Origin of the sequence: uncultured Aquimarina sp. (genome assembly GCF_947492115.1) — a bacterium.
Taxonomy (GTDB): domain Bacteria; phylum Bacteroidota; class Bacteroidia; order Flavobacteriales; family Flavobacteriaceae; genus Aquimarina.
Genome location: NZ_CANLMM010000002.1, coordinates 247295 through 259669, shown reverse-complemented (window position 1 = coordinate 259669; position 12375 = coordinate 247295). Strand labels below are relative to the sequence as shown.

The 12375-nt window shown below is 33.1% G+C and carries 9 protein-coding genes and 1 riboswitch; all 9 genes read left to right on the top strand.

Annotated elements, in window-relative coordinates:
- Positions 1-336: 336 nt before the first annotated feature.
- Positions 337-443: riboswitch (SAM riboswitch) on the top strand.
- A 119-nt stretch (positions 444-562) separates the two neighbouring features.
- The 9 genes from Q1A73_RS06525 to cysD all read left to right on the top strand — a co-directional run bounded on the left by Q1A73_RS06525 (position 563) and on the right by cysD (position 12351).
- Entirely contained in the window at positions 563-1852 is a 1290-nt protein-coding gene (locus tag Q1A73_RS06525) for an O-acetylhomoserine aminocarboxypropyltransferase/cysteine synthase family protein (RefSeq protein WP_299603165.1), read from the top strand.
- A gap of 67 nt (positions 1853-1919) precedes the next feature.
- Complete coding sequence (locus tag Q1A73_RS06520) at positions 1920-2900, top strand: alpha/beta fold hydrolase (RefSeq protein WP_299603163.1); 981 nt, start codon at positions 1920-1922, stop codon at positions 2898-2900.
- 13 nt (positions 2901-2913) lie between these two features.
- Positions 2914-5325, top strand: coding sequence for a bifunctional aspartate kinase/homoserine dehydrogenase I (thrA, locus tag Q1A73_RS06515; RefSeq protein ID WP_299603160.1), 2412 nt, complete (start codon positions 2914-2916; stop codon positions 5323-5325).
- 30 nt (positions 5326-5355) lie between these two features.
- On the top strand, positions 5356-5781 hold the full coding sequence (locus tag Q1A73_RS06510; protein WP_299603157.1) for an OsmC family protein: 426 nt from the start codon (positions 5356-5358) through the stop codon (positions 5779-5781).
- A complete protein-coding gene (locus Q1A73_RS06505) occupies positions 5778-6956 on the top strand; it encodes an aminotransferase class I/II-fold pyridoxal phosphate-dependent enzyme (RefSeq protein ID WP_299603154.1) in 1179 nt (392 codons plus the stop codon). Before Q1A73_RS06510 ends, Q1A73_RS06505 begins: the two co-directional genes overlap by 4 nt.
- 109 nt (positions 6957-7065) lie before the next feature.
- Positions 7066-10275 carry a type IX secretion system sortase PorU gene (porU, locus tag Q1A73_RS06500; RefSeq protein WP_299603151.1) on the top strand — a complete coding sequence of 1070 codons (3210 nt, stop codon included), beginning with the start codon at positions 7066-7068 and terminating at the stop codon, positions 10273-10275.
- A 164-nt stretch (positions 10276-10439) separates the two neighbouring features.
- Positions 10440-10706 (top strand): DUF2061 domain-containing protein, encoded by a 267-nt coding sequence (locus Q1A73_RS06495; RefSeq protein WP_299603149.1) that lies wholly within the window; start codon positions 10440-10442, stop codon positions 10704-10706.
- 29 nt (positions 10707-10735) lie between these two features.
- Positions 10736-11362, top strand: a complete 627-nt coding sequence (locus Q1A73_RS06490; protein WP_299604655.1) for a phosphoadenosine phosphosulfate reductase family protein — start codon at positions 10736-10738, stop codon at positions 11360-11362.
- A 50-nt stretch (positions 11363-11412) separates the two neighbouring features.
- Positions 11413-12351, top strand: a complete 939-nt coding sequence (gene cysD / locus Q1A73_RS06485; RefSeq protein WP_299603148.1) for a sulfate adenylyltransferase subunit CysD — start codon at positions 11413-11415, stop codon at positions 12349-12351.
- Positions 12352-12375: the final 24 nt, after the last annotated feature.

The following is a 12375-nucleotide window of genomic DNA, read 5'->3' as shown; positions in this document are numbered from 1 at the left end:
CTATAATAAATAAGAAGGATTGCAAGTAAAGAAGCTTTCGATTTGAAATAATATTATATCGAACTGCTTTAGCATTTATTCACTGAATTGATCTAGTCATAGTACAATGTCAGCTCTTTAGGGTTGCAATCAGTCAAATCTATCCCTTTTTTTATTAATTCGGCAAAGGTAAAAAAAATGATAATATTCGAAAGTATTTAACGTATCATTAATTTATTTACAAGAAGAAAAACTTTTAGAGGGTGTTTTTTTAGATCAAAATAATTTTTAAGACAAATTGTTTCTAGTTGAAAAATAATTCTTAGTTTTGCTTCGAAGTTTCTTATACATGTTAGTAAGTTATTAAGAAAGGTGGAGGGAATAGACCCTATGAAACCTTAGCAACCCTTTAGTCATAAAGAAGGTGCTAAATTCTATTCGTCATTTGACGAAAAAGATAACTCAATGCAATTACTATTCTTGTAATTGTTATTTCCTTTCTTTTTAATTTTCTATGCAGCCACTTTAAGTGACTGATGTATTTGAATTTTATCAATTATTTAAAATTTAAAAATAGAAAATTATGAGTGCACAAAAATTTGCAACAGAAGCTTTACACGCAGGTCACGATGTTAAAACTAACGGCGGAACCAGAGCAGTTCCGATCTACCAAACAACATCTTACGTTTTTAATGATGCAGATCATGCTGCTAATTTATTTAACTTATCAGAGCCAGGATTTATTTATACAAGACTAAATAATCCTACAAATGATATTTTAGAACAACGATTGGCAGCTTTAGAAGGAGGTATCGCAGCAGTTGTTACTGCATCAGGAACCGCTGCCATAAATACTACCTTACTTACGCTTCTTAAATCAGGAGATCATATAGTAGCTTCTAGTAGTCTATATGGAGGAACCTATAATCTATTAAATGTAACATTACCAAGATTTGGAATTACTACCACTTTTGTGGATCCTTCGGATGCTGAAAACTTTAAAAATGCCGTTCAGGAAAATACCAGAGTATTCTTTGTAGAATCCTTGGGTAATCCTAAACTAGATGTTCTGGATCTTAAAGCTATTTCTAAAGAAGCAAAAGCTTACAAAGTGCCTTTAATTGTGGATAACACAGTGGCTACACCAGCATTATTAAACCCAATTGAACACGGTGCCAATATTGTAATCCATTCGTTAACAAAATATATCAGTGGTAATGGAACTTCTCTTGGAGGTGTTGTCATAGATGCAGGAACTTTTGATTGGTCAAGTGGGAAATTTCCAGAATTTACCGAGCCTTCCGCAGGATATCATGGTTTAGTATATCATGATACATTGGGAGCTGCAGCTTTTATTGCTAAAATTAGAATAGAAGGCTTGAGGGATCATGGTGCTGCTTTAAGTCCTTTTAACGCATTCCAAATTTTACAAGGTTTAGAAACACTTGAGATTAGAATTAAAAAGCACAGCGAAAATGCATTAGCATTAGCTAAATGGTTACAAGAGCAAGATGAAGTGACTTGGGTAAAATATCCAGGATTGGAGAGCGATACCTATCATGAGCTTGCTAATAAATATCTTCCAAAAGGACAGAGTGGTATTATTACTTTTGGTGTAAAAGGAGGGTTTGATTCTGCTAAAACTGTAGCGAATGAGACTGAGATTTTCTCTTTATTGGCAAATATTGGAGATTCTAAATCTTTAATTATCCATCCAGCAAGCACTACACATCAACAGCTTACTCCAGAACAGCAAGAATCAACAGGAGTTACACAGGATTTGATTAGACTTTCTGTAGGGTTAGAAAATGTAGAAGATTTAAAAACAGATTTAAAAGGAGCCTTTGCAAAAGTAGCTCAAAAAGTTAATTAAGAATCATATATCAGGTTGATGGTTAATTCTTATTCTTTTGAAGATGAATAAGGGTTAGCCATATCAGATGAAGTTACATAATTCTATGCTTCAAAAAGTTCAAATAACGGATTTTATAACAGTAAATGGGCAAAAAGTAGCACAATTTCCTTTGTTCTATGAAGTGTTTGGAAAACCATTGAATACAGCTCCTATAGTTTTAGTAAATCATGCTTTGACTGGGAATTCTAATGTCTGTGGAACAAATGGTTGGTGGAATGGGCTTATAGGATCTGGTAAATGTATCGATATCAATAAATATACAATAATTGCTTTTAATATTCCGGGTAACGGTTATGATGGGGATGAAGATAATTTGATTTCCGATTATCAATTGTTTACTGCGAGAGATATCGCCAGGATTTTTGCTGAAGGGTTAGAACAATTAGATATAAAAACATTGTACGCCGCCATTGGTGGGTCTGTCGGTGGGGGAATAGCATGGGAATTAGCAGCATTGGAGCCAAAGCTGATTAAACATTTAATTCCAGTAGCTACGGATTGGAAATCTACAGATTGGTTAAAAGCAAATTGCTTGGTACAACTACAAATTTTGCAGAATTCTAAGAATCCTGTTTATGATGCTAGATTACATGCCATGTTGATTTATAGATCTCCGGAATCTTTTAAACAGAAATTTGATAGAAGTTTTAATGATGAACAGAAGATGTATAATGTAGAAAGTTGGCTGTTACATCATGGAGAAAAATTAAAGGAACGGTTTACACTTTCAGCATATAAGCAACTCAATTATATTCTAGCTAATATCGATATAACAGAGGGAAGAGGAAGCTTTAGCGATGTGGTAGCTACAATAGCATCTGATATTCATATCATAAGTGTGAATTCAGATGGTTTTTTTACTGCTAGTGAAGATATGGCCACTTTTGAAGAACTTAAAAAGGTGAAAACAAATATTGCACATCACATGATAGATTCAGTGCATGGACATGATGCTTTTTTAATAGAATTTGATCAGCTAGGTGAATTGTTATCTGATGTATTTTAAAATTAATTAGAAAATGAAAATTCTAAAATTTGGAGGAAAATCACTTGCCAATGGAAAAGGAATCCATAAAGTGGTAGATATAATAGAAGATAAGGCAAAGAGTGGAGAAGCTTTGGCTGTTGTACTTTCTGCTAGAGGGAAGTCCACTGATGAGTTGGAAGAAATTTTGGAAAAAGCAGTAAATAATGAAAGCTACCAAGAACAGCTTGCTGCATTCAAAAAATATCAATTGGCAGAGTATGCTAATTTCAATGCAGATATAGAATTTGAAACCTTGGATAAATTATTTGAAGGAGTTTCTTTATTAGGTGATTATAGTAAAAGAATCAAGGATCAAGTATTATCTCAAGGAGAAGTGATTTCTGCTAAATTGCTTACCCATCTGCTGCAGGAAAGAGGTGTAAATGCTAATTTTACAGATAGTAGAGCTTTAATTAAAACGGATGCTACCTTTGGAGAAGCACAACCGCTAGAGAAGTTATCTAAAGAAAATGTGGTGAATCATTTTAAAAAGTATAACGGAGATACAGTAAATATAGTAACTGGTTTTATAGCTTCGAATACGAAGAATGAAACAACTACTTTGGGTAGAAATGGAAGTAATTATACGGCTGCATTATTAGCAAACTATTTAGATGCAGAGGAGTTGCAAAACTTCACCCACGTAAATGGTATTTATACAGCGAACCCAGATCTGGTAGCTGATGCCAAAAAAATAGAAAAGCTATCTTTTACAGAGGCTAATGAATTAGCTTATTTTGGAGCTAATATTTTACATGCAAAAACCATTATTCCTTTAATCGAGAAGGATATTCCATTACGAATTTTAAACACCTTTGATCATAATGATAATGGGACATTAATTACTTCTGAAGCAAGTAAAAAAGGAATTAAATCTTTGTCTGTTTTAGAAAATGTGTCTTTAATTAATTTAGAAGGAAGGGGACTTCTTGGAAAAGTAGGAGTAGATGCTAGAATATTTACAGCGCTTGCTTACAAGAATATAAGTGTAAGTATTATTTCCCAAGGTTCTTCAGAAAGAGGGATAGGATTAGTGGTAGCTTCAGAAAAAGCAGATGAAGCCAAAAAAGTCCTGGAACAAGAATTCGAAGTGGATTTTCAGACACAAGATGTAAATACGATTACGGTAGAGGATGAGGTTTCTGTAATTTCTATTATCGGACAGGATTTAAGTACGTTTCATAGACCATATAATGCACTCATTAAAAATCAGGTTATTCCGTTACTTTTTAATAATACTGTTTCTGGCAATAATGTGAGTCTGGTCGTTTATAAAAAGCAGCTTAATAAGGCTTTAAATGTAATTCATGGAGAGATTTTCGGAGTAACGAAAAAAATTAATATTGCCATTTTTGGTCATGGATTGGTTGGAGGAACCTTAATCAATCAAATTTTAGAGTCTGCGGAGAAAATTAAAAAAAGAAAAAAAATCGACCTTAATATTTTTGCAGTAGCAAATTCCAGAAAGGTGCTTTTGGATCCAAAAGGAGTGGATGCTAATTGGCAATCAAATATAAATGAAGGAATAGCTTATAGTATTCAGGATATAATTGATTTTGCCAACCAATACCATTTAGAAAACTTAATTGCAGTGGATAATACAGCAAGCAAGGAGTTTACTGATAATTACCTGAAGTTAGTAGAGAATGGTTTTGATATCGTGTCTTCTAACAAGATTGCGAATACTTTAAGTTTTGATTTTTATAAAGATTTACGAAGTAAATTAGAACAGTATCAGAAACAATATTTATACGAAACTAATGTCGGTGCAGGTTTGCCTTTAATTGATACTATAAAACTACTGCATTTATCAGGTGAAAATATTACCAGAATTAAAGGTGTTTTTTCTGGATCTCTTAGTTATTTGTTTAATACGTTTTCTAAGGAGGATAGAGTATTCAGTGAAGTATTACGGGAGGCAATGGATAAAGGATTTACAGAGCCAGATCCAAGAGAAGATTTATGTGGAAATGATGTAGGTAGAAAGCTATTGATTTTGGCAAGAGAGTTAGACCTAAGTAATGAGTTTGTAGATATCAATATTCATAATTTGATTCCTGAAAACTTACGAGGCGGCGATGCGAGCAGTTTTTTGAATAAGATAGAAGAGTTAAACCCTGTTTATCAAAAAATAAAAGACCAGCAGCAGCCTAACCATGTTTTACGATATATTGGTGATTTACATGGTGATTTATTCGAAGAGAAAGGAATTTTAGATGTTACGTTAGTATCCGTACCAGAAAGTAGTGCGTTAGGTCAGGTAAAAGGATCCGACTCTATATTCGAAATTTACACAGAATCTTATGGAGATCAACCGATCGTAATTCAGGGAGCAGGAGCGGGAGCAGCTGTAACTGCTAGAGGAGTTTTTGGTGATATTTTGAGATTAACAGAAAAAGGATAAACTTAGCGAATAAAGAAACTTAAAAATAAAATGAAAATACAACTCAAAAGAATAGATAGCGATTACCATTTCGAATTAAAGAATGAAAGAGGTCATGTGACCTATATTGATAGTAAAGCCGAAGTGGGTGGACATGATCTTGCGCCAAGCCCAATGGAATATGTGTTGATGGGAGTAGCAGGATGTAGTGCTATTGATGTGATTTCTATATTAAAAAAACAACGACAAGAGATTACAGAGTACAGGGCAGAAGTAGATGGAACACGTGTAGCAATAGATGGTGCAAAACCTTTTAAAGAAATTTCGGTAACTGTATTTTTAGAAGGAGAAATCTCGCCAGAAAAGGCAAAAAGAGCTGCTCAGTTATCATTTGAAAAATATTGTTCAGTTTCTAAAACACTAGAACCAACAGCTACAATTAATTATAAAGTTGTAGTGAATAACGAAGAAGTATGAGCTTAAAAAGCCACAATTTTGAAACCCAAGCAATAAGGACTCAAACTGAAAAAACTCAGTTCTTAGAGCATTCTACTCCAATGTATATGACATCGGGATTTGTTTTCGAAGATTCCGAAGAAATGAGGGCTGCATTTGCTGAAGAAAAAGATAGAAACTTATATAGTAGATTTAGTAATCCTAATACAACGGAATTTGTAGATAAAATTTGTAAACTGGAAGGAGCAGAAGATGGATATGCATTTGCAACTGGAATGGCAGCTGTATTTTCTACGTTTGCAGCATTATTAAATGCAGGAGATCATATCATTTCAGCCAGATCAGTATTTGGATCTACTCATTCTCTTTTTACTAAGTATCTTCCTAAATGGAATATAGAAACTAGTTATTTTAAGGTTAATGAAGTAAATACGATAGAGGATCTGATACAGTCTAATACCAAGATTATTTATGCAGAATCTCCAACGAATCCAGGAGTGGACGTTTTGGATTTAGAAGTTTTAGGGGTAATTGCTAAAAAGCATAATTTATTATTGATAATTGATAATTGCTTTGCAACACCTTACTTGCAAAACCCAATAAAATTTGGAGCGGATTTAGTAATTCATTCTGCCACAAAATTGATCGATGGTCAAGGTAGAGTTTTAGGTGGTGTAACTGTTGGTAAAAAGGAATTGATTCGGGAGATCTATCTTTTTTCGAGGAATACAGGACCTGCTTTATCTCCTTTTAATGCTTGGGTGTTGTCTAAAAGTCTAGAAACGCTAGCGGTTAGAGCGGATCGTCATTGTGGGAATGCATTGAAATTAGCAGAATTCTTAGAAGAACATCCAAAGGTGAATTGGGTGAAGTATCCTTTTTTGAAATCACATCCGCAATATGAAGTAGCCAAAAAACAAATGAAACTTGGAGGCAATATCGTAGCCTTTGAAGTTACGAATGGAGTAGAAGGAGGGAAAACTTTTTTCGACAGTATTCAAATGTGTTCGTTATCAGCAAATTTGGGAGATACTAGAACCATTGTTACGCATCCAGCATCTACTACACATAGTAAATTAGCAACGGAGGATAAACTTTCTGTAGGGATAACAGATGGAATGGTAAGGTGTTCGGTAGGTTTAGAACATATTGATGATATTATCGCAGATATAGAACAAGCCTTGGAAAAGATATAGTGGTATAATATTTGGATATTCCAACACTAAAAATATAGTGCATTTAACAGATGCTTTTGTGTAATTTAATTTGTTTTCAAGAGAATTTAGTTGGTGTAATTGATTTGGTATGAATAGACTAAATGTTATTAGTTTTTGCTTCTTTATGCTTAATTTTGCTGCATTCTGCACAGGAAGGATAAATGCATTAGCACATGCGAATCTGCAACAACCTTCATTTCAAGAAGCATCTAAAATTCCATTATCGAACTCTGTTTTAACAACAGGAAATTGGTATAAGTTTTATGTGGCTAAGACAGGAGTTCATAAAATCTCATATCAATTTTTGATAGATTTAGGGTTGGATGTTTCTAATATAGATCCAACCACCATTAAAGTTTATGGTAATGGTGGTTCTATGTTACCGTTAAGAAACAAAGAGAATACTACTTTTGATTTAATAGAGAATCCAATAAAAATTGTTGGAATTAAAGATGGTAAATTATCTAAAGATGCTTACATCTTATTTTATGGTCGTGGTACTAATGAATATAATTCTGATAGTAAAACCCACATAAATTTATATGATGATAGATCATTTTATTTTATCACTGCAGATGGTAAAAAAGGAAAGCGTATTTCTGAAGCTAAGAATTCAATTAAAAAAGGTGATACGCTCATTACATCTTTTATAGATTATCAGTTTCATGAAATTGATGATTTTAATCTTGGTTTAATGGGGCGAAGATGGTTTGGTAATAAAATGAAAGAAAATGAAGAAAAAAGCTTTTCTTTCCATTTTCCTAATAAAGTAGATACAGCATCTATCCACTATACGTTGATTGCTGCTAACCAGTCCTATAAACCTTCTATACTAGAAATTGAAATTAGTGAGAGAGATCTGGAGAAGATTAGTTTTCCACCATCTTCTAATAATGTCTTTGCTAGAGAAGGTCGATTGCAAAAAACCTTTAGAACAAACTCAGATTCTATACGTTTTGGTTTAAAGTACTTTATTAATGAAAAAGCTTTAGGAAAAGCCTTTATAGACTATATAAGTGTGTCTACAGAAAGACTATTGATAAATACGGATAAACCTTTAGAATTTGGAACGCCGCTTTCTCGAAATATAGATAAAATAGCAACAGTACAGCTATCAAATGCTGGTAAGATTGAAGAAGTGTGGGATGTTACAAATCCTTCGGAGCTTACTGTCTATAAAAATTATTCGCTTCAAAATACATTCGATTTTAATATTCGAATGAATCAAGAAAGAAAGTTCATCTCTGTCTCTTTTGATCATTTTTACACTCCTTTGCTATTAAAAGAATCGAAAGTAGAAAATCAAAATCTGAAAGGAACCATTTTTTTAGATGATACAGGTAAGTTCTTAGATATTGATTATTTGATTATTACCACACACGAGATGTTAGGAGCAGCAAACAGATTAGCAAATTTTCATAGAGTTCATAATGGTCTTAATGTAAAAGTAGTTTCATTACAAAAAATTTATAATGAGTTTAGTAGTGGAAAAAAAGACATAGGTGCCATTAGGAATTTTATTAGGTACGTGTATAGTAATGCTTCTGAAGAAAATAAAAGAGTTTCTTATGTCTGCCTCATGGGTAATGCTACGATAGATTACAAAAATAAGTTAGAAGGAGTTTCAACTCTTGGAACTTTTAAAAAAAATGATGTTCCTAGTTTTATAAGCTACAATAGTTTTTCTAATACAAGATCATATATTTCAGATGATTTTTTTGTGATGATGGATCCCGAAGAAGGAACGATGCAGTTAAAAGATGACTTAGATATTGTAGTAGGTAGAATATTGGTAAACGATGCAAAGGAAGCAGATGAGTTTGTAAATAAATTTATAGGATACCATCAAAAGAGTTCTTTAGGGGATTGGCGAAATGATATATTATTACTTTCTGATGATATCGATAAAAGATGGGAAAGAGGGATTCAGGAAAATCTGGATAAATTGTCGGATTCAATAGTTGTGAAATATCCTTTTTTGAATATTTCGAAGATGTATAGTGATTCATATCTGCAACATACCTCTTTCAGTGGTCAAAAATATCCTAAAGTCACTTCAGATCTAGTGAAAAGAATTCACAGAGGTGCAGCAGTAGTTGATTATTTCGGGCATGCAGAAGAAGAAGGCTTCGGAATTGAATTCTTTTTTACGAAAAAAGAAGCCAGGGAATTAAAAAATATCAATCGACTTCCTTTGTTTATTACTGTTACTTGCTTGGCTACTCGTTTTGATAACCCACATACGACTTCTGTGGGAGAGTATCTTTTTAAGAATCCGAAAGGAGGAGCAATAGGTTTAATTGCAACAACAAGAGAGATTTTTTTGAGTAGTGGTATCAGAATAAATAATAAAGTTATAAGGTCTTTGTTTTCAGAGAATGGAGCATCATTAAAACCAGCAGAAGCAGTCTTGAAGTTAAAAAATAGTTCACGATTTCATGATAAAAGAAATGTGTTTTTTATTGGTGATCCAGCCATGTCGCTTCAATTGCCTTCTGCTGGAGCTCAAATAACCCATGTTAATAACATACCGATCGATAAGTTTAAAGATACGTTGAAGGTGTTAGATAAAGTAAAAATATCCGGGCAATTGATAAATGATAAAGGAAGAGTTAAGAAAGATTTTAAAGGTAATATACAACTTACAGTTTTCGATAGAGAAAAAGATAGGGAAACATTGGCAAATGATCGAATTAAAGATGCAAAAGGAGATTTGATAAGGATGAATTATAAGAGTCAAGATGAGATTGTTGTTCGAAGTAATGCAAGGGTTAAAAAAGGACGATTTGATATCAGTTTTGTGTTGCCAAAAGATATGGATGTTGCTGTGGGAACTGGAAAAATAAGTTTATATGCTCAAGAGGATAATACTACAAAAGACTTATTTGGTGTATATGACAAAGTTTTAATGGGAGGTATAAATGATGCTGTAGCAAAAGATGTCAAAAGCCCTAAGGTTAAAATGCTTTTAGGAGGTAAAGAGATTAAAGATATTAATGTTATTACCTCTAATACGAAAATGGAAGTATTTATTAGTGATGAAAGTGGTATAAATCTTTCGCAAGGTCTTGGGCATCAGATAGAATTGATCATTAATGGTGACGAAGAAAAGAGGGTTATTCTTAATAATTCTTTCAAAAATCAAAACGACACTTATAAAAACGGCGTAATAGAATACGCGTTAAAAGATATAAACCCTGGATATCATAGTCTTAGTTTTAAAATATGGGACAACTTCAACAATAGTACCACTGTAAAAACAGATATTATTATGATTGATTCAGAGGATTTAAGATAATTTGGTTAATAATCTACTAATCTACTAGGGTTTTTATTAATAATATCATAATTATTTCATTTCTAGTAATTTTTTAAAGTTTTTTGGACTTAATAATAGAATTTTATATCTACATTTGTTTAATAATCTACTATTCCGATAGGGTAATAGGTTTTAATTAAAAAATGGTTGTAGATCAAATGATATTAGATAAAGTAGCTACGAAAAAAACATCGTACGAAACTGATAGAGCTTCAGAAAAGCCTTTGCGTAGTGTTGCAAAAGCTATTAGCTGGAGAATCGTTGGTACGTTGGATACATTGATAGTTTCTTATGTGTTAACAGGAGAGATCGCTCTAGCTACATCTATCGCATCAATTGATTTTGTGACAAAGATGATATTGTATTTCTTTCATGAAAGAATTTGGAATCGAATCAAATGGGGAAAATAATTGCTATTACAGGAAAAGAGAAATTAAAGATGAACTTTACAGAAAAAGACATAGAAAGATTGAATAATACTTTAAAGGATAAGAGTCCTTTAGAAATTGTTCAATGGGCTGTTTTAAATGCAAAAACACCTGTGGTAACAACTAACTTTAGACCTTATGAAGCCGCAATATTAAATGTATGTGCTCAGGCTTTATCGGATATTCCAGTGATTTGGTGTGATTCAGGTTATAATACACCGAATACATATAGACATGCTGAGGAAGTTATTGAGTTATTGAAATTAAACATTAAACTGTATGTTCCTAAGCAAACTTCTTCTCATAGAGATGTGGTGATGGGGATTCCTGATATCGAGGATCCTATGCATAAGTTATTTACCGAACAAGTAAAGCTAGAACCTTTTAAGAGAGCAATGGCAGATTTTAAACCAGATGTTTGGTTTACTAACCTGAGAAAAGGACAAACAGCGTTAAGAGATTCACTAGATATTTTGAGTTTGAGTGGAGATGGAGTACTTAAAGTAAGTCCATTCTACTATTACAGTGATGCAGAGTTAGATGTGTATTTAGAACAGCATAATTTACCAAACGAATTTAAATATTTTGACCCTACCAAAGTGTTAGGAAACAGAGAGTGTGGATTACATACTAATTAATCTGGTGTAGTAGTGTAGGACGTAAAAAAGAAGATTAAAAAACACATTATATGGAAGTTATTGAACATATAAAAGAACAAGTTTTGGATAAAAAAGTACTAGAAGTAAATCCTTTGGAAAGTGAAGCAATTTATATTTTTAGAGAAGTAGTTGCTCAGTTCGAGAAGCCTGTATTACTTTTTTCGGGAGGGAAAGATTCTATTACATTAGTGCGACTGGCACAGAAAGCATTTTATCCTGCTAAAATCCCATTTCCATTATTACATATTGATACGGGGCATAATTTTCCAGAAACTATCGAATTTAGAGATCGCCTAGCAGAAGAGCTAGGAGTAGAGTTAATTGTGCGTAATGTTCAGGATTCTATTGATCAGGGTAAGGTAGTCGAAGAAAAAGGAAAATACGCTAGCCGTAATAGTTTACAAACTACAACACTCTTGGATGCTTTAGAAGAATTTAAGTTCGATGCTGCAATCGGTGGTGCTAGGCGTGATGAAGAAAAAGCTAGAGCCAAAGAACGTATTTTTTCTGTAAGAGATGATTTTGGTCAATGGGATGAGAAAAATCAGAGGCCAGAATTGTTCGATCACCTCAATGGGAAAATAGATTTGGGACAAAACGTGAGAGTATTTCCTATAAGTAACTGGACCGAATTAGATGTTTGGAGTTATATCCAGAAGGAAGGGATAGAAATTCCGTCGATTTATTTTGCACACAAACGTAAAACGTTTGTTAGAGATGGTATGATATGGTCTGCAGAAGATGATATCGTACATAGAGAAGAGGATGAACTGGTAGAAGAACGATTGGTTAGATTTCGTACAGTTGGTGATATGTCATGTACTGCTGCTGTGCTTTCTGATGCAATTACCATCGACAAAGTAGTAGCGGAAATAAGGGAATCAACAATTTCAGAAAGGGGAGCTCGTATCGATGATAAAAGATCGGAAGCGGCAATGGAAAAAAGAAAACAACAAGGATATTTTTAAAATGAGTTTATAGTTGTTAGTTAA